Source organism: Collinsella sp. LCP19S3_C9 (genome assembly GCF_052121575.1).
Lineage (GTDB): Bacteria > Actinomycetota > Coriobacteriia > Coriobacteriales > Coriobacteriaceae > Collinsella.
On the sequence record NZ_JBQKDZ010000008.1, the window covers coordinates 70,372 to 88,590 of the forward strand.

Annotated in this window: 14 protein-coding genes, 4 tRNA genes and 1 pseudogene; all 19 read left to right on the top strand. The window is 63.4% G+C overall.

Annotation, left to right across the window (positions count from 1 at the left end; all coding sequences use genetic code 11):
• The 19 genes and pseudogenes from ACTQXI_RS05320 (at position 1) to clpX (ending at position 18,075) form a co-directional block, all read left to right on the top strand.
• Complete coding sequence (locus ACTQXI_RS05320; protein ID WP_441048639.1) at positions 1-252, top strand: DUF3343 domain-containing protein; 252 nt, start codon at positions 1-3, stop codon at positions 250-252.
• On the top strand, positions 249-1,388 hold the full coding sequence (locus ACTQXI_RS05325) for an aminotransferase class V-fold PLP-dependent enzyme (protein WP_441048640.1): 1,140 nt from the start codon (positions 249-251) through the stop codon (positions 1,386-1,388). Before ACTQXI_RS05320 ends, ACTQXI_RS05325 begins: the two co-directional genes overlap by 4 nt.
• A gap of 66 nt (positions 1,389-1,454) precedes the next feature.
• Positions 1,455-2,813 carry a branched-chain amino acid transport system II carrier protein gene (brnQ, locus tag ACTQXI_RS05330; RefSeq protein ID WP_441048641.1) on the top strand — a complete coding sequence of 453 codons (1,359 nt, stop codon included), beginning with the start codon at positions 1,455-1,457 and terminating at the stop codon, positions 2,811-2,813.
• A 91-nt stretch (positions 2,814-2,904) separates the two neighbouring features.
• A tRNA-Pro gene (locus tag ACTQXI_RS05335) sits at positions 2,905-2,981 on the top strand.
• A 6-nt stretch (positions 2,982-2,987) separates the two neighbouring features.
• A tRNA-Gly gene (locus tag ACTQXI_RS05340) sits at positions 2,988-3,061 on the top strand.
• A gap of 316 nt (positions 3,062-3,377) precedes the next feature.
• Positions 3,378-3,632 (top strand): hypothetical protein, encoded by a 255-nt coding sequence (locus tag ACTQXI_RS05345; protein WP_441548405.1) that lies wholly within the window; start codon positions 3,378-3,380, stop codon positions 3,630-3,632.
• 11 nt (positions 3,633-3,643) lie between these two features.
• Entirely contained in the window at positions 3,644-3,853 is a 210-nt protein-coding gene (locus ACTQXI_RS05350) for a hypothetical protein (protein ID WP_441048643.1), read from the top strand.
• A 39-nt stretch (positions 3,854-3,892) separates the two neighbouring features.
• Positions 3,893-4,732, top strand: a complete 840-nt coding sequence (locus tag ACTQXI_RS05355) for a formate/nitrite transporter family protein (protein WP_441048644.1) — start codon at positions 3,893-3,895, stop codon at positions 4,730-4,732.
• A gap of 140 nt (positions 4,733-4,872) precedes the next feature.
• Entirely contained in the window at positions 4,873-6,330 is a 1,458-nt protein-coding gene (gene selA / locus ACTQXI_RS05360; protein ID WP_441048645.1) for an L-seryl-tRNA(Sec) selenium transferase, read from the top strand.
• Positions 6,327-8,294 (top strand): selenocysteine-specific translation elongation factor, encoded by a 1,968-nt coding sequence (gene selB / locus ACTQXI_RS05365; RefSeq protein ID WP_441048646.1) that lies wholly within the window; start codon positions 6,327-6,329, stop codon positions 8,292-8,294. The genes selA and selB overlap by 4 nt, the downstream gene beginning before the upstream one ends.
• A 173-nt stretch (positions 8,295-8,467) precedes the next feature.
• Positions 8,468-8,564, top strand: a tRNA-Sec gene (locus ACTQXI_RS05370).
• Positions 8,565-8,907: 343 nt separating this feature from the next.
• Positions 8,908-10,263, top strand: a complete 1,356-nt coding sequence (gene gdhA, locus ACTQXI_RS05375) for an NADP-specific glutamate dehydrogenase (protein WP_154515369.1) — start codon at positions 8,908-8,910, stop codon at positions 10,261-10,263.
• Between the two features lie 133 nt (positions 10,264-10,396).
• Entirely contained in the window at positions 10,397-11,299 is a 903-nt protein-coding gene (locus ACTQXI_RS05380) for an FAD binding domain-containing protein (protein ID WP_441048647.1), read from the top strand.
• A 74-nt stretch (positions 11,300-11,373) separates the two neighbouring features.
• Positions 11,374-11,742: pseudogene (locus ACTQXI_RS05385) on the top strand ((2Fe-2S)-binding protein); the annotation flags it as partial.
• A 180-nt stretch (positions 11,743-11,922) separates the two neighbouring features.
• Entirely contained in the window at positions 11,923-14,130 is a 2,208-nt protein-coding gene (locus ACTQXI_RS05390) for a xanthine dehydrogenase family protein molybdopterin-binding subunit (RefSeq protein ID WP_441535911.1), read from the top strand.
• 270 nt (positions 14,131-14,400) lie between these two features.
• Positions 14,401-14,484, top strand: a tRNA-Leu gene (locus ACTQXI_RS05395).
• A gap of 88 nt (positions 14,485-14,572) precedes the next feature.
• Positions 14,573-15,874: a trigger factor gene (gene tig / locus ACTQXI_RS05400; protein WP_441548406.1), complete on the top strand. Its 1,302-nt coding sequence runs from the start codon at positions 14,573-14,575 to the stop codon at positions 15,872-15,874.
• A gap of 163 nt (positions 15,875-16,037) precedes the next feature.
• A complete protein-coding gene (locus tag ACTQXI_RS05405; RefSeq protein WP_022095182.1) occupies positions 16,038-16,658 on the top strand; it encodes an ATP-dependent Clp protease proteolytic subunit in 621 nt (206 codons plus the stop codon).
• A 1-nt stretch (position 16,659) separates the two neighbouring features.
• Entirely contained in the window at positions 16,660-18,075 is a 1,416-nt protein-coding gene (gene clpX, locus ACTQXI_RS05410) for an ATP-dependent Clp protease ATP-binding subunit ClpX (protein WP_154515377.1), read from the top strand.
• The last annotated feature ends 144 nt before the right edge of the window (positions 18,076-18,219 follow it).

Consider the following 18,219-nt stretch of genomic DNA (forward strand, 5'->3'; position numbering starts at 1 on the left):
ATGAGGGAGAAGCGCCCGGCGCTTGTCATCACGTTTCCCACCACGGCGGCCGCCATGGGGTGCGAGACCCTATGCATCGAGCGCGGCCTTCCCGGGCGCACGATTCCCGTGCCCGGGGAGGTCGCTGCCGGCTGCGGTCTGGCGTGGAAGGCGTTGCCTGCCGATGAGGAGCTGCTGCGCTCCGAGCTTGCCGCAGCTGGTGTTCCCACCGAGGGCTTTACGGTGATTGACATGTGGGAGGTCGTGCGATGATCTATCTGGATAACGCGGCGACGACCATGCATAAGCCGCAGACGGTCATCGATGCCGTGACGCAGGCGATGTGCTCGCTCGGCAATGCCGGGCGCGGCGCCACGTCGGGTGCTCTCGATGCGGCTCGTACGATTCACGGTTGCCGTGCTAAGCTCGCGCGCCTTTTGGGTTGCCCGAGAGCGGACCATGTGTGCTTTACGCCCAACTCCACGGCTGCGCTCAACACCGCCATCTGTGGCGTGGTGCGCCCCGGCGACCGTGTGGTCACGACGGTGCTCGAGCACAACTCGGTGTTACGCCCGCTCAACCGCCTGGCGGCGGAACAGGGTGTGGCGGTTGAGCATGCGGGCTGCGACGCGAACGGCGCGCTCGACTACGACGAGCTCGAGCGGTTGGTGACGCCGGGCACGCGCGCTGTGGTGGTGACGCACGCCTCCAATGTGACCGGCAACGCGGTCGACATTGCGCGCGTAGCGGCCATGGCCCATGCGGCAGGTGCGCTGGTGATCGTCGATGCCTCGCAGTCTGCCGGCACGGCGCATATCGATATGCACGCCATGGGGCTCGACGTGGTGTGCTTTACCGGCCACAAGGGGCTCATGGGACCTCAAGGCACCGGCGGCCTGGCCGTGGCGGAGGGCATTGACGTGGCGCCGTGGGCCATGGGCGGCACCGGTGTACACAGCTTCGATGCGCTGCAGCCGCTTGAGTGGCCCACGTGCCTGGAGGCCGGTACGCTCAACGGCCATGGCATCGCGGGCCTTTCTGCCGGCCTCGACTTTATCGAGGCACAAGGCGGGGTCGAGGCGATTGCGGCGCATGAGCGCTCGCTTGCAGAGCGCTTCCTCGCCGGTGTTCGCGAAATCCCCGGCATTGCGCTCTACGGTGCCTTTGACCAGCCCGTGCGCTCGGCGATCGTCTCACTCAACGTGGGCGATATCGACTCTGCCCAGATCTCGGATGCGCTCATGCAAGGGTGGGGGATTGCGACGCGCCCCGGTGCCCATTGCGCCCCGCTCATGCACCGCGCGCTCGGGACTGAGCGTCAGGGTGTCGTTCGTTTCTCGTTTGGGTATTTTAACACGGACGAGGAAGTCGACACCGCGATTGACGCTTTGCGCGATTTAGCCTGCTAGAGCGTATATACTTGCGGGACGGGTCTTTTGCCCGTCCCGTTTTGTTTCGACCCGAAAGGTGGTCCCATGGCCTCATCCGCCCCGCGCGGCCTGCGCTCCGACCATGTCGTTACCGTCGGTATCGCCCTGTTCTCGATGCTCTTTGGCGCCGGCAACCTCATTATTCCGCCGCTGTTGGCGCTGCAGGCAGGTTCTGCCACGCCGCTCGCCATGCTCGGCTTTCTGATTGCCGCTATCGGCCTGCCCGTCATGGGCTTTATCGCCGTGGCGCTTGCCGGAACGGCGCGCGAGCTGGCCGGGCGTGTGCATCCTAAGTTTGGCGAATTTTTCGTTGCGGCGGTGTATCTAGCCATCGGCCCGTGCCTGGCTATTCCGCGCACGAGCTCCACGGCCTTCGAGATGCTGGTGCCGCTGCTGCCGGAGGGCGTCTCGCTCGGCACGGCTCGCCTGGTGTTTGCCGTTGGCTTCTTTGTCGTCGCGTTTGCGCTCACGCTGCGTCCGGGCGTTATCACGCGCGTGCTCGGCCGCATTACGGGACCCGCGCTCATTGCGCTCATCGTGCTGGTCGTGGGTGCCGCCGTGGTCTCGCCGTTGGGACCGGCTGCCGCGCCTCAGGCTCCCTACGATGCAGGCGCTGCCGTGCAGGGCTTTTTGACCGGCTATCAAACCATGGACCTGCTTGCGTCGCTCGCCTTTGGCATTATCATCGCCGAGACCATCCACGAGCTGGGCGTGACCGATGACAAGCGCGTGGCCTTCGAGATTTCGCGTTCCGGCGTGATCGCCGGCGTGCTCATGGCCATCATCTACTGCGGCCTGGCGCTTGCCGGCATGCAGCTCGGCACGGTTATACCCGACGCTACCAACGGCGCCGCCATCCTTGCCCGCTCTGCCTCCATACACTTTGGTCTTGCCGGCACGATCGTGGTCTTTGCGATCTTTTTCCTCGCCTGCATGAACGTGTGCATCGGCCTCATCAGCTGCTGCTCGCGCTACTTCTGCGAGACGTATGTGGTCGAAGGGGGAGCGGAGGCTTCCGAGGAGGCTTTGCGCCGTCCCTTTGCGGTTCTCGCCTTTGTGTTCGCGGCGTTTTCTTGCGTGCTCTCCAACGTGGGTCTCGACGCGATCCTCATGTTCTCGGTGCCCATGCTCAACGCCTTGTATCCCGTTGCCATCGTGCTGGTACTTATGGGCCTGGTGCACGGTTTTTGCGATGCGCATCCGCGGGTGTGGGTTTGGGTCGGCGGCGTCGTCGCGGTGCAGAGCGTGATCACCTCGGTCCGCGACGCGTTCTTTGCGGACGCGTGGCTGCCGTTCGATGCACTGCCGTTTGCAGACATTGGAGCCGCGTGGGCGCCGGCCGCCGTTGTGGCGTTTGTGATTGGTCTGCTCCATAGCCAGTTTGTCACACATTCGAGGAGCTAGGGTATCGCCGCTTGCACAAGCGGGAAGTCTCCCCTATAATTTCCTTCGCTTTGGGACACGCAAGGTTTAGACCTTAGCTGCTCAACACCTTCGGGACGTGGCGCAGTTTGGTAGCGCGCCTGCTTTGGGAGCAGGATGTCGCAGGTTCAAATCCTGTCGTCCCGACCATATCTTGCGGGCGTAGTTCAATGGTAGAACCCCAGCCTTCCAAGCTGATGACGCGGGTTCGATTCCCGTCGCCCGCTCCATAGGATAGTTTTAACGGCTTTGGCTCTATTTGGTGCCAGAGCCGTTTTCATAAGCGTGCCGGGCGACGGGGATCGAACCCGGCAGGGTGCGAAGCTGAGAAAATGCGTGAGCATTTTCCAGCGCAGCACGCAAGGGCCAATGGCCCGCAGCGAAACAAGGGTTTGCGAAGCAAACCCTTGGACTTCCCGTCGCCCGCTCCATAAGATTGATGAATGGCTCTGCTTCCTTTTGGAAGCAGAGCATTTTCATATACATGCCGGAGACCCCACATCCCCTCCTAAGTTGCGGTGAAATACGGACTGTTTTCCGGCTTTTATGGCCCATGTAGTCCGTATTTCACCGCAACTTGCACCTGAGCTTCAGGTTGAGATTGCTCGGCCAGGAAACGCCGGCTATTATCTGGCAGATTATGGTTGGCACGTGCCGTCGCTACTCGAGGCCTGCGATGCGCTGCTCGACGAGCGCGGTTTTCGCGGGTCGGCCAAGGCCGGCATCTCGGTGTTTGACGACGACTTTGGCCTGCATGCTCAGCAGGTGGCACCATCCGCCTGCTCGACAAACGTGACGTAGCGCGCAAGTCGATGTTCACCGCGCATTCGCTCCCTTTGTCGATTCTGATCGAAGAAATCGAGCAATCGTGCGATGATATCTTCTTCATAGGGATTCAGCCGGGCGACACGGAGTTCTACAACCCCATGTCCCCGGAAGTCTTTGACGCCGTTGACGCCGTGTACGACGCCGTGGCCGCTAACGACTTTTCCCACTTTGTCCGCTTGGGACAGGAGCTGTAGCAGCGCTTGTCCCTGGTGATTAGGAAAGAAGTGATTGACATGGCAGATTTCAAGGTGGAGTACCCTGCTCCCGATTGCCTGGCGCCCGCCGCGATCGAGGCCAAGACCGAGGCCGCCGGCGTGACCAAGGCTAACCTGCCGGTCGATAAGGCCTTTCTGTTGGCAATGTTCGCCGGTGCGTTTATCGCCTTCGGCGGTCTGTTCTTTACGGTGTTTTTGAGCGACAGCGCGCTGGGCTGGGGTGCCCAGCGCGTCGTGGGCGGCCTGTGCTTTTGCCTGGGCCTGGTGCTGGTGCTGGTGTGTGGCGCCGAGTTGTTCACCGGTAATTCGCTTATGGTCTGCGCGCTCAAGAGCAAAAAGATCACCCTGGTCCAGATGCTCAAGGCTTGGGTCGTTGTATGGCTTGGCAACTTTGCCGGTGCCTTGTTCATCGTCTTTTTGGTGTACATGGCCGGCATTTACAAGCTCAACGGCGAGGCGGTCGCCAATTCCATGGTGAGTGTCGCCGCCGGCAAGGTGACGATCGACTGGCTGACGATCTTCTTCCGCGGCATCCTGTGTAACATCTTTGTGTGCCTGGCCGTGTGGATCGGTACCGCCGGCAAGACCGTGGTCGATAAGGTTGTGGGCATTCTGCTGCCCATCGCCGCCTTTGTGGCCTGCGGTTTTGAGCACTGCGTTGCCAATATGTACTTTTTGCCCATGGGTGCCGTGATGCACGCGTGCGGCTATGGTGCCGACGTCGCCGGCGCCGATGCGCTCAACGCCGCGGGCATTGCGTTTAACCTGTCCGCCGCCACGCTGGGCAACATCGTGGGCGGTGCGGTTCTGGTCGCGCTCGGCTACTGGTTTATCTACGCCAAGAAGTCTGAGGCGTAGGGTACCGTCTGTTTGACGTTGGACCTCCCGCGGGGCGTCGCCGTGCGAGGATAATAGCGATTGATTGATTCAGCCGATCTAATCGGCTGATAGCTTGACGTTCGAACGATTGATTCACCTTTGGTTTTGAAAGGCCGCACATGAGCGATAGCCAGAACATGTCCGATGAGGTTCGCGCCCGCCTGCGCGCCATTCCCTCCGTCAACGAGCTGCTCGCCGAGTGGCCGGTAGTGAAGGCGGCGGGGGAGACCTGCGACGCGGTGGTGCATGCCGCCGTCACGGCCGAGCTCGACGAGGAACGCGCCGCCATTCGCGCCGGTGCCGCCCCGCGCTCTAAGCGCGACCTGGCCTTGGCAATTGAGTGGCGTGCGCACCGCTCCGCGCTGCCGAGCCTGCGCCCTGCCGTCAACGCCACGGGCGTGGTCATCCATACCAACTTGGGCCGCGCCCCGCTCGCGGAGTCGGCGGCAAAGGCCGTGGCCGAGGTTGCGCGCGGGTACAGTACGCTCGAGTACAGCGTGGACACCTGCTCGCGCGGGTCGCGCAAGGAACACGCCGCGCAGCTGATCCGCTCGCTCACCGGTGCCGAGGACGCGCTTGTGGTCAACAACAACGCCGCCGCGGTGCTGCTGGTGCTGGCTACCCATGCCGCAGGCAAGGAGGTCATCGTTAGCCGCGGCGAGCTTGTCGAGATCGGCGGCAGCTTTCGCATCCCCGATGTCATGGCGTCTTCGGGCGCCAAGCTCGTTGAGGTCGGCGCCACCAACCGCACGCACCTAGCAGATTATGAGCAAGCCATCACGCCCGATACGGCCATGATTCTCAAGGTCCATCCTTCCAACTATCGCATCGAGGGCTTTCACGAGGAGGTGAGCTCTCGGGAGCTTGCGGCGCTTGCTCACAAGCATGGCCTGCTGTTCTATGAGGACCAGGGTTCGGGCGCGCTCCTGCCCGATGACATCCTGGTGCGCGGTGGCGAGGAACCCACGCCGGCTTCGGTCGCGGCGGGGCTCGATATCGTGTCGTGCTCGGGCGATAAGCTGCTGGGCGCGGCGCAGGCGGGCATCATCATGGGCCGTCGCGATCTGGTCCAGGCCTGCGGCGCACATCCGCTCATGCGCGCTCTGCGTCCGGGCAAGTTGGCGCTTACGGCGCTCGAGGCCACGCTGCGTATCTACATGGACGGCGCCGATGTTGCCCATCGCGATATTCCGGTGCTCAGCATGCTTACGCTGCCGCAGGCCCATTTGGAGCGACGTGCCCGCAAGCTGCGCGATCGTATGGTCGCCGGGCTCGATAAGGCCGGTTGCCCGTGCGCCGTTCAGGTGGAGATCGTCGAGGAATCGTCGACCCCCGGTGGCGGCTCGCTGCCTACCATGGAGTTGCCCACGATGTGCGTTGCCGTGCGTCTTGTTGACGCGCGCCTGACGGTCGATGCGCTCAAGCGCTCGCTTGTCCAGGACTTCGACACGCCGGTCGTCACGCGAACCTCGCACGATCGCATTTTGTTTGACGTTCGTACGCTCGTGGGCGACCGCGATATCGAGACGGCGGCGTCGACGCTTGCCGCATGCGTTGAGAAGGCGATTGCTCGATGAGTGAGGTCCAGGCGCTGGTGGAGTGTCCCGTTATCGTTGGCACGGCGGGCCACGTCGACCACGGTAAGTCGGCATTGATCGAGGCACTGACCGGCAAGAATCCCGACCGTCTGGAGGTTGAGCGTCGTCGAGGTATGACCGTTGAGCTTGGCTTTGGCGAGCTGGCGCTGCCGAGTGGCAAGATTGTCGGCCTGGTCGACGTGCCTGGACATGCCCACTACTTGCGCGCCATGGTGCAGGGCGCCACGGGTATCGACGTGGCCGTGCTGGTGGTTTCGGCCGTCGAGGGCGTGATGCCGCAGACCCGCGAGCACGTGCATGTGCTGGAGCTGCTGGGCGTTACGCATATGGTGGTCGCGCTGACGATGTGCGACCTGGCCGATGCCGAGATGACCGAGCTTGCCGAGCTCGATGTCGATGACTTTTTGTCGGGTACCGTGTTTGCGGGCGCGCCGGTTGTGCCCGTGTCGTCCAAGACGGGCGAGGGGATCGACGGGCTGCTTGCGGTGGTCGACGAGCAGGTAAGTGCCTGCTGGGATGCTTGCCGCGACCGTTCCGATCGGAGCGATGCCTCGTCCCGCCTGCCGATTGACCGCTGCTTTACGATCAAGGGTGTCGGCACCGTCGTTACGGGAACGCTGCACGATGCGCCGGTTGCGGTGGGCGACGAGCTGATGGCTTTGCCGTCGCGTACGGTCTGTCGTGTGCGCGGGATTCAGGTGCATGGCGATACGCCGCGCGCGCTGCCTGGGCAACGCGTGGCGCTCAACCTGGTCGGTGACGGTGTCGCGGCGCTTGACCGTGGTGAGATGCTGGGCGTGGCGGGTCGCTTTGTTCAGACGTTGCGCTTTATGATGACGTTTACCTACCTGGGCCGCGAGGGCGCCAAGCCGCGCGTGCTCGAGTCGGGCGCGCGCGTGCACGTGATGGCCGGCACGGCCGAGGTCATCGGCCGCGTCATGCTTTTGGAGGGCGAGGCCCCCATGGCGGTGGGCGAGACCCGTACCGTGCAGGTGCGCCTGGAGGAGCCATTGCCGCTGCGCGCCGGAGACCATGCCGTGGTGCTGTCGTATTCGCCCGTTATGCTCATCGGCGGCGGGCGTGTGCTGCTTTCGCGCTGCCGTCGCTCGCGCGAGCTTTCGGCCGGCGAGCGTGCGCTGTTTGCGGCGCTTGAAGCCGGCGATGCCGTTGCTGGCGTAGACGCGTGGCTGGCGCTGCAGGCGCTGCCGGTTGCGGCGGCTGATGTTGCCGAGGCGCTCGATCTTGTTGCCGGTGAGGCTGAGGCAGCATTGCGTGAGTTGGTGGCGCGAGGTGTTGTTTGCGAGCTTGCCGGCTCGGGCGGCACGTTGTATGCGAATGGCGCCGTGCTCGATGCCGCCATGGACGTGCTGGCGGCGACCCTGTCTGCCATGCACGCGGCGGCTCCCAAGGAGACGGGCTTTACGCCCGGCGCCATTGCCCATGCTGCGTGGCCTGCCGCCGATGAAGGCGTTGCCGCGGCTCTGATTGCCGAGGGCTGCTCGCGTGGCGTGTGCGCCGCCGAGGGCACCGAGGTGTTCGACCCGCACTCCGCTGCTGCCGCGGCGCGTGTGGTGCGCGAGGCGTGTGAGCGCATTGTGGCGCTGCTCGACGGGGCCGGCCTCGATGCGCCGACGCTGCCCGAGGTGGGTGAGCGACTGCAGCTCGACCGCGACACCATGACGCGCGCCCTGCGCGAGCTTTCGCTCAACCGCTCGATCGTTAAGGTCGAGCGCGACGTTGCCCTGTCTGCCATCTCGGAAGCCCATGCGCGCGAGCTTGTCGCCGCTGCCATTGAGGCAGCCGGCGGCGCAGCCACCACGAGCGTGCTGCGCGAGGCGCTGGGTGTGTCGCGCAATCGTGCCATCAGCATCTTGGAGCACCTGGATGCCGTGCGCTTTACGGTGCTCGACAAGGAAGCCGGCGGCCTGAGGTCCCTGCGCTAGTGGCTTCCGCAAAACTGTTCGCCAGGAAACCGGGGTAGTCTTTTTGGGACGGGGCTTTTTTAGCTGCCCTATGTCAAATATGTCTTAAGCTTTGAGGGCTCCGGATAGGGCAGCTAAAAAAGCCCCGTCCCAAAAAGACTGCCCTGCTAGTTTGGTAAAATACCGCCGCACTTGGGAACGGATGGGCTCCGGTGGGCTCCGCGGTCCTCAAAACCGTTGCGAGGCGTGCAAAACGTCTTGGATGTGTTCGATTCACATACGTTCCCGCCACACGCTACCAGCGCTTTTGTGCTCGCGGTCTTGCTGCGTGCCGCAAAGGCGCTGTTTTGTGCGGGTCCGCCGTGTCGTCTGTCTTGCCGCCGGTGTGCCCGGGCGCATCATGTGTCCCCAATGTGGTGGTTTGGAACATGTGGACGAAACAGCTTCGAAACACGCGATTTGTACGTCGGGCGCTCAAAAACGCTTCTACCTGCATCGTAATCAAAACGAAACATCTGCTCGTCGGCTTATGCGAAACTTTGCTGCAACAGTGCGATATTATCCATACACGATAAAGTTCGCGGCGCATAGGGTGCCGTGACCGACATTTTCGTTTCCCATCATTGGAGGAAGCATGAGCTACACGCAGAAAGTTCTCGAAGAGCTCAAGGCCCGCTATCCCGAGCAGCCTGAGTTCATCCAGGCCGCGACCGAGATCCTCGGCACCATCCAGCCGGCGCTCGACGCCCACCCCGAGTACGAGGAGGCCGCCCTGCTGGAGCGCCTCGTCGAGCCCGAGCGCATCGTCATGTTCCGTGTTCCCTGGGTCGACGATCAGGGCAAGGTTCAGGTCAACCGCGGTTACCGCGTCGAGTTCAACTCTGCCATTGGACCCTACAAGGGCGGCCTGCGCTTTAACCCGACGGTCACCCTGGGTATGCTCAAGTTCCTGGGTCTGGAGCAGATCCTCAAGAACAGCCTGACCACCCTTCCCATGGGCGGCGGCAAGGGCGGCTCCGACTTTGACCCCAAGGGCAAGTCCAACAACGAGATCATGCACTTCTGCCAGTCCTTCATGACCGAGCTCTATCGCCACATTGGCCCCAACACCGACGTTCCCGCCGGCGACCTGGGCGTTGGCGGCCGCGAGGTTGCCTACATGTTCGGTCAGTACAAGCGCCTGACCAACGAGTGGACCGGCGTCCTTACCGGCAAGGGCCTCTCCTTTGGCGGCTCGCTCGCCCGTACCGAGGCCACCGGTTACGGTCTGGTCTACTTTGTGGACGAGTACCTCAAGAGCCGCGGCGACTCCTTCGAGGGCAAGAACGTTGTCGTTCACGGCTCCGGTAACGTCGCTATCTACGCGGTCCAAAAGGTCGCCCAGCTCGGCGGCAAGGTGCTCGCCTGCTCCGATACCCACGGCTGGGTCGAGGATCCCGACGGCATCGACTACACCGTGCTCGAGCACGTCTACAACAAGAAGCGCTCCGGCCACGACAAGGGCGTCACGCTCGCCATGTATGTTGACGAGAAGCCCAACGCCGTGTGGCACGAGGGAGACGGCCGCGGCGTGTGGCAGCTGCCCTGCGACATCGCGCTGCCCTGCGCTCGCGAGAACACGCTGCTGCTCGAGGACGCCCAGGCGCTCGTCGCCAACGGCTGCAAGGTGGTCGGCGAGGGCGCGAACATGCCCACGACCATCGAGGCCACGACTTACTTCCAGGAGAACGGCGTCGCCTTTATGCCCGGTAAGGCTGCCAACGCCGGCGGCGTGCTCGTGTCCGGCCTGGAGATGAGCCAGAACGCCGAGCACCTGTCATGGACCTTCGAGGAGGTCGACGGCAAGCTCGAGCAGCTCATGCGCGGCATGTTCCACAACGTGGACGACACCGCCAAGGAGTACGGCCAGGAGGGCAACTTTGTCATGGGCGCTAACATCGCCGGCTTCCTGAAGGTCGCCGACGCCATGCTCGCCCAGGGCGTCTGCTAAATCTTCGCTCGACATAGCATGTGATGAGGCTCCCAGCCATCCGGCTGGGAGCCTTTTTCTATGGTGGCGAGGGCTGTGCGCCCTCGTTTGGTACACTTAGAGGTACTGGACAAGTGAAGAGATGGGGGAGAACGTGCTCAAGTTCGGTACCTACGTTCGCGTTGGAAACGCGGCCGAAGCCTATGAGCTCTTACAGAGGAACCGCAACAACAAGATTGTGGGCGGCGGCATCTGGATGCGCCTGGGTTCGCGTCGCGTGGCGACGGCGATTGACCTTTCGGCCTGCGGACTCGATCAGATCGAGGAGACCGAGACCGAGTTTCGCATCGGTGCCATGTGCACCCTGCGCCAGCTCGAGCGCCATGCCGAGCTCAACGCGCTTGTCAACCATGTCTTTGAGTTCGCCGTCCACGATATCGTGGGCGTGCAGCTGCGCAACACCGCCACGGTGGGCGGCAGCATCTACGGTCGCTTTGGTTTCTCGGACGTGCTCTCGGCCTTTTTGGCGCTCGATTCGTACGTTGAGCTGACGGGTGCCGGCCGCGTGCCGCTCGCCGAGTTCGTGGATATGGGCTACGTGCGCGACGTGATCGAGCACGTGGTGGTCGTTAAGCACGATTACCGCGCAAGCTACGAGGCCGTGCGCAAGGCCGCGACCGACTTCCCCTCCTTAAACGTCACCGCTGCCTGGTGGGACAACAGCTGGCATGTCACCGTGGGCGCACGCCCGCTGCGCGCGACCCTGCTGCAGGGCGAGGCGTGCGGCCTGGTGAGCGAGCAGCCTTCCGAGGACGAGCTGCGCGCCCTGGCCGCGTCCGTACGCGCACTGAGCTACGGCACCAACCTGTGGGGCTCGGCCGACTATCGCCGTTGCATCTCGGCGCCGCTTGCCGTGCAGGCCGTGCGCCGCGCCGCCGGCATCGAGCTTTCGGCCTCGCTTGCCCGCGAGCTCGAGGGCGTGCAAGTGCCTAAGTTTGCCACGGACGAGTATTCCTGCCGCCGCGTGCCCGGCGTCGATTCTAGCGAGGTGCGCTAATGGCTGCCAAACTCATCGATCTTTCCTTTACGCTCAACGGCCGCAAGGTCAAGGTTCAGATTGCCCCCGACACCATGCTCTTTGCGCTGCTGCGCGAGCAGGGCTGCGCGTCGGTGCGCTGCGCCTGCGAAACCACCAACTGCGGCCTGTGCACGGTGTGGCTCGACGGCGACCCGGTGCTGAGCTGCTCGGTTCCCGCTGCGCGCGTTGAGGGCCGCTCCGTCACCACGCTCGAGGGCCTCAAGGCCGAGTCCGAGGCGCTCGCCCACGCAATGGCTGCCGAAGGTGCCGAGCAGTGCGGTTTTTGCGCCCCCGGCCTCATCATGAACGTGCTGGCGCTTGCCCGCGCCGCCAAGGAGGACCCGAGCCTCGTCGCCACGCGCGAGGAGCTCTCGCGCCAGCTCGCCGGCAACCTCTGCCGTTGCAGCGGCTACGAGAGCCAGCTGCGCGCCATCGTCCGCTTCCTTAACGAGTCCGGCGTGCAGGTGGGCTTTGAGATGCCCGAGCTTCCGGTCAACGACACCAGCTGCGATGGTGTCTCGTACAAGCAGATCACCCATAAGCAGCCCAAGAAGGACTCGAAGGCCCTGCTCGAGGGGCGTCCCGTCTACACAGGAGACCTGGTGCCCGCCGGCGCCCTTATCGTCAAGCTCAAGCGCAGCCCGTATGCCCGTGCCAAGATCCGCTCCATCGATACGTCGCGCGCCCTGAAGGTGCCCGGCGTGGTGGGCGTCTACACCTACGAGGACGTGCCCAAGCGCCGCTTTACCATCGCCGGCCAGAGCTATCCGCAGCCGAGCCCCTACGACCGCCTGATCCTCGAGAACCTGGTGCGCTACCAAAACGAGGAGGTGGCGATCGTCGCCGCCGAGACCGAGGAGGCCGCCGACAAGGCACTCAAGCTCATCAAGGTCGACTACGAGGTGCTCGAGCCCCTGCTCGACTTTACCCAGGCGCTCGATAACGACATCGTGGTCCACCCCGAGGGCGACGTGACCTTTATGTTCCCGCAGGGCGGCGACGTTGCTCGCAACCTGGTGTGCAGCGGTACCAGCGATTTTGGCGACCTGGACGAGGCCTTCGCCCAGAGCGACATCGTCTTTGAGCGCACTTACACCAGCCAGGCCACGCAGACCGCGCCCATGGAGACCTTCCGTGCCTTCGCGACGACCGACGCGTTCGGCCGCATCTCGGTGACCACCTCCACGCAGGTGCCCTTTCATGTACGCCGCATGGTCGCGCAGTCGCTCGACATTCCGCAGTCGCAGGTGCAGGTTATTAAGCCGCGCATCGGCGGCGGCTTTGGCTCCAAGCAGACGGGCTGCTGCGAGATCTTCGTGGCGTTCGTGACGCAGCAGACTGGCCGTCCGAGCTATTGCTGCTACACCCGCGAGGAGACCATCACTGCGGGCAACTCGCGTCACCAGATGCAGATGACCGTCAAGCTGGGCGCCATGAAAGACGGCACCATCACGGCCATCGACCTGCACACGTTGTCCAACGCCGGCGCGTATGGCGAACATGCCACCACGACGATCGGCCTCTCGGGCCACAAGAGCCTGCCCATCTACAACCACGTGAAGGCGAGCCGCTTTAGGTGGGACGCCGTCTACACCAACACCAACCGCGGCGGTGCGTATCGCGGCTACGGCGCCACCCAGGGCCAGTTTGCCGTGGAGAGCGCCGTCAACGAGCTCGCCGACATGCTGCACATGGATCCCGCCGACCTGCGTCTTAAGAACATCGTGCGCGAGGGCGAGATTATGCCGCAGTACTACAACGAAAAGCTCAACGCCTGCGCGCTCGACCGCTGCCTGCTGCGTGCGATGGACATGATCGGCTGGCGCGACAAGCCGCTGGCCGTGGACCTGGGCGACCGCGTGCGTGCTCTGGGCTGCGCGCTCACCATGCAGGGCTCGGGCATTTCCAATGTGGATATCGCCGGCATCGACATGCGCCTGGAAGAGGACGGCTTCATTACCATCGGCACCGGAGCCACCGATAACGGCATGGGCGTCGACACGATCCTGGCGCAGATTGCCGCCGAGGAGCTGGGCGTGGAGAGCTCGCTTATCGTGGTGCGCGGCGTGGACACCGACGTCTCGCCGTTCGATGCCGGCTCGTACGCGAGCTCGGGTACGTACGTGACGGGCCTGGCAGCCAAGAATGCCGCGACCGAGCTGCGCGAGAAGATCTGCGCCAAGGCCGCCCAGATGTGGGACGTGGACGCCGCCGACGTGGTCTTCGACGGCCAGTACGTGCGTCTGTCTGACGAGCGCGCCGCTCGCGAGTGCGGCCGCTACCTCACGCTGCGCGACTTTGCCAACCTGTGCGTCAAGAACATCGCGGGCGGCGACGCGCTCACCTCGCATGCTTCTGCCTGCCTGCCCGTTTCGCCTCCGCCGTTTATGGCCGGCATTGCCGAGGTCGAGGTCGACAAGGCCACCGGCAAGGTGACTGTGGTGGACTATGCGGCGGCTGTGGACTGCGGCACCGTGATCAACGAGGCACTCGCGCGCGTTCAGGCCGAGGGCGGCATTGCCCAGGGCATCGGTCACGCGCTCTACGAGATTGTCGAGCACGACGACCGCGGTCGCCTGCGCACCGGTAACTTTATGAGCTACAAGCTGCCCACGCGCCTGGATATCGGCAGCATTCGCGTGGCCTTTGAGCCGAGCTACGAGCCGACGGGCCCGTTTGGAGCCAAGTCGATCGGCGAGGTCGTCATCAACACACCGCTCGCCGCCGTTGCCTCGGCCGTGGCGCACGCCACCGGCCACCAGGTTCGCTCGCTGCCGATCACGCCCGAGAAGGCCCTGCTGGGGGAGTAGGCGAGGCGCGGCAGCCGCCGCTCTTTGGCAAGCCCGAGGAAACTGCAGCCCACTTTTCAACCGAATTGTGGGCTGCGTGAGATAGCCGATGGGGGTAGCTAATTTGGGACGGGGCTTTTTTAGCTACCCCCATAAGCGGGGTAGCTAAAAAAGCCCCGTCCCAAATTAGCTACCCTGTTCCGCTGTAACTCGTGGTGAGGTCGTGGGCCTAAAAAGGAGTGCGTGCGCTTGCCGTTCGTATCTGCTATCATTCCTAGTCTGTGCGCTCATGCGGGCGTGGCGGAATTGGTAGACGCGCCAGATTTAGGTTCTGGTGGGATTCCCGTGAAGGTTCGAGTCCTTTCGCCCGCACCAACGCACCTGCGTCGGCCTCGGCCGTCGCGACACTTTGTTGCATAAAGGTACCAGCACCTCAGATAAGCTGGGCAGTATGAGGAGGAACGTGTTGAACATCACCGCTTCTGACGTCAAGGACGCCAAGCTCACCGCTACGGTCACCATCCCGGCCGCCGACGTCGACGCCGCGATCAAGAAGGCCTACAAGGACACCGCCAAGAAGTACCGCTTCCCGGGCTTCCGTGCCGGCAAGGCCCCCCGTCCGGTCATCGACGCTGCTCTTGGCGCCGAGGCCACCCTCGCTCAGGCCACCAACGATCTGATCGCCGCCAACGAGCCCGCCGTCCTCAACGAGCTGGACATCGTCCCCACCAAGAACGGTGACTACAAGGAGCTCGACCTCGCCAAGGATCACGAGGACTACACCTACACCGTCGAGTTCTCTCTGCGTCCTGCCGCCGAGCTCTCCTCCTACGACGCCGTCGAGATCGAGATGCCTCCCGCGGAGGTCACCGAGTCCGAGATCAACAACCAGGTCGAGATGCTCCTCAACTACCGTGCCACCTTCGAGGACGTCGAGGATCGTGCCGTCGAGGCCGAGGACTACGTTACCGTCGACCTCAAGGCCGTCGAGAACGCCGACAACTTCGCTGCCGAGGGCCGCATGCTCATCGCCGGTAGCGACAGCAACCCCAAGGAGTTCAACGAGGCTCTGATCGGTGCTAACGTCGACAACGTCAAGACCGTCACCTGGACCGACGAGGTCGAGGATGGCGAGGAGGCCGAGACCCACACCGTCGAGGTCACCGTCAAGGGCATCAAGGTCCGCAACACCCCCGAGCTCACCGACGAGCTTGTCAAGTCCGACTTTGGCTTCGACAGCATCGACGCTATGCGCGACGCCATCAAGCTCGAGATCGAGCAGGACAAGGCTTCCCGCCTTCCGGCCGAGAAGGAGAACCGTTGCGTCGCCGCTCTCGCCGAGCGTCTGCAGCTCGAGGAGATGGACGCCGACTACGAGCAGTCTGTCTTTGAGGAGCTTGGCCAGAACTTCCTGTCCAACCTCGCTGCCCGCGGCATGACGCTGGACACCTGGCTGCCCGCTTCCGGCCTGACCATGGAGCAGTTCATCGGCGACCTGCACAAGCAGGCCAACGACGTTGCCCGCGAGTCCCTGGCGCTCGACGCCCTCGCCCGTGAGCTCAAGATCGAGGTCACCGAGGACGACGTCAACGCCGAGTTCGAGAAGGCCGGCGTCAAGGACGTCGAGGCTTCCAAGGCCGAATTCATCGCCGATGGACGCATGCCTGCCGTCCGCGAGTCCATCCGTCGCTCCAAGGCCGTCGACCACCTGGTCGAGAACGCCAAGGTGACCGAGGTCGACGAGACCGCCAAGGACGCCGAGTAATTCTCGCCACCTTTCCCGCGAGCGCATGCAGGCGCCCGTGATGGGGTAAAGTTATAAACCGGTTATTCGGTTGCTTCGTACGGTGCCAGCCAATGCATAGCATGCGGGCACCGTACGTTTATCTAGAACCAATTTGGTCCGCAAGAGAGAAATGGAGATGCGTATGATCGCTAAGTTCGATTCCGCCCTCGTGCCATACGTTATCGAGCAGACGCCGCGCGGCGAGCGCAGCTACGATATCTATTCGCGCCTGCTCAACGACCGCATCATCTTCTTGGGCGAGGAGATCAACTCCGTCAGCGCCAACCTGGTCGTTGCCCAGCTGCTGCATCTTGAGAGCCAGGATGCCGAGAAGGATATCTCGCTCTACATCAATTCGCCCGGTGGCGAGGTCTACTCCGGCCTGGCGATTCTGGACACTATGAACTTTATCAAGCCGCAGGTCTCCACCATTTGCGTCGGTATGGCCGCGTCTATGGCCGCCGTGCTGCTTTCGGCCGGCGCCAAGGGCAAGCGCTTCTGCCTGCCGCACTCCAAGGTCATGATTCACCAGCCCAGTGGCGGTGCCCAGGGTCAGCAGACCGAGATCGAGATCGTGGCCGAGGAGATCAAGAAGACCCGTCGCGAGCTCAACCAGATCTTGTCCGACGCCTCGGGCCAGCCGATCGAGAAGGTCCAGGCCGATACCGAGCGCGACAACTACCTGACCGCTGCCGAGGCCCTCGACTATGGCCTGATCGACCGTATCGTCACCTCGCGCGATCTTGCCGCGAAGGACGCCTAGGATGGCCGGTAACATGCAGGACAACTTTGACGAGAACGGCAACCCCATCCGCTGCTCCTTCTGCGGAAAAGAGCAGGGTCAGGTGCGCCGCCTTGTAAAGGGCCCTACCAACATCTTTATCTGCGACGAGTGCGTTGCCGCCTGCTCCGAGATCTTGGAGGAGTCGCTGGCTTCGGACTTTATGGATGCCGCCTGCAACGGCAAGCTGCCGGGCTTCCTCAACGACCACGGTCAGGCTGCCGGGCAGCCTGCCATGGATCCCGAGGCCGAGGGCTTTGAGCTCGAGGACGACGTGCGTCAGGTCATTACGCACGTGCCGACCCCGCATGAGATCTATGACGAGCTTTCGGCCTATGTCATGGGTCAGGAAGACGCCAAGCGCGCCATGTCGGTTGCCGTGTACAACCACTACCGTCGCGTGATCGAGGGCGGCGCCGCGCTTTCGGCCTTTGACGAGGCCTCGGGTGCGGGTTCGCGGCTCGACGACGATATGGACGAGGTGGAGCTCGCCAAGTCTAACATCTTGCTGCTCGGTCCCACCGGTACCGGTAAGACCTTGCTCGCCCAGACGCTCGCGCGCATCCTCGAGGTGCCGTTTGCCATCGCCGACGCCACCGCACTCACCGAGGCCGGTTACGTGGGCGAGGACGTGGAGAACATCCTGCTCAAGCTCATCAATGCTGCCGATGGCGATATTGAGCGTGCGCAGGTCGGCATCATCTACGTGGACGAGATCGACAAGATCGCCCGCAAGGCCGAGAACCTCTCCATCACCCGCGACGTTTCGGGCGAGGGCGTTCAGCAGGCGTTGCTTAAGATCCTTGAGGGCACGGTGGCAAGCGTTCCGCCCACCGGCGGCCGTAAGCACCCCCAGCAGGAGCTGCTGCAGATCGACACGACCAATATCTTGTTTATCTGCGGCGGCGCCTTTGTGGGTCTGGACAAGATTATCGCCGATCGCGTGGGCAACAAGGGCGTGGGCTTTAACTCCGAGATCGCCGGCCCCACCTCGGTCGACGAGAACGACCTGCTGCGTCAGGTGCTCCCGCAGGACCTCAACGCCTTTGGTATGATCCCCGAGTTTGTGGGACGTACGCCCGTCGTCACCCAGACACAGGCGCTCGACGAGGACGACCTGGTGTCGATCCTGACCGAGCCAAAGAACGCCGTTGTGCGTCAGTACCGCAAGATGTTCCAGCTCGAGGACGTTGAGCTTGAGTTTGAGGACGCCGCCCTGCACGAGATTGCCCGCATGGCGCTTGCCCGCAAGACCGGCGCCCGCGGCCTGCGCTCCATCTGCGAGGACGTGCTGCAGCAGACGATGTTCGACCTGCCGAGCGAGGAAGGAGTCGCCAAGGTCATCGTGACCGAAGCCTCCGTAAAGGGCACCGAACAGCCCCAGCGCATCTACGGCTAAACCTGCCAAAAAGGGACAGGTTTATTTTGGCAGGTTTTATCAGGGAGAATGATGTTTGCCCATATAAAACCGACCAAAATAAACCTGTCCCTAAATGGTAGGTTTCGCAAATGTGAATTTGAATAGCCTCCGACCACCCGCGGT

Excerpts from the sequence above, each read along its gene's own strand:
- selB (WP_441048646.1), top strand. The coding sequence starts at position 6,327 with ATGAGTGAGGTCCAGGCGCTGGTGGAGTGTCCCGTTATCGTTGGCACG.
- clpX (WP_154515377.1), top strand. The coding sequence starts at position 16,660 with ATGGCCGGTAACATGCAGGACAACTTTGACGAGAACGGCAACCCCATC.
- ACTQXI_RS05350 (WP_441048643.1), top strand. The coding sequence starts at position 3,644 with ATGTTCACCGCGCATTCGCTCCCTTTGTCGATTCTGATCGAAGAAATC.
- ACTQXI_RS05355 (WP_441048644.1), top strand. The coding sequence starts at position 3,893 with ATGGCAGATTTCAAGGTGGAGTACCCTGCTCCCGATTGCCTGGCGCCC.
- brnQ (WP_441048641.1), top strand. The coding sequence starts at position 1,455 with ATGGCCTCATCCGCCCCGCGCGGCCTGCGCTCCGACCATGTCGTTACC.
- selA (WP_441048645.1), top strand. The coding sequence starts at position 4,873 with ATGAGCGATAGCCAGAACATGTCCGATGAGGTTCGCGCCCGCCTGCGC.
- ACTQXI_RS05345 (WP_441548405.1), top strand. The coding sequence starts at position 3,378 with ATGGCCCATGTAGTCCGTATTTCACCGCAACTTGCACCTGAGCTTCAG.
- ACTQXI_RS05320 (WP_441048639.1), top strand. The coding sequence starts at position 1 with ATGAGGGAGAAGCGCCCGGCGCTTGTCATCACGTTTCCCACCACGGCG.
- ACTQXI_RS05405 (WP_022095182.1), top strand. The coding sequence starts at position 16,038 with ATGATCGCTAAGTTCGATTCCGCCCTCGTGCCATACGTTATCGAGCAG.
- gdhA (WP_154515369.1), top strand. The coding sequence starts at position 8,908 with ATGAGCTACACGCAGAAAGTTCTCGAAGAGCTCAAGGCCCGCTATCCC.
- ACTQXI_RS05325 (WP_441048640.1), top strand. The coding sequence starts at position 249 with ATGATCTATCTGGATAACGCGGCGACGACCATGCATAAGCCGCAGACG.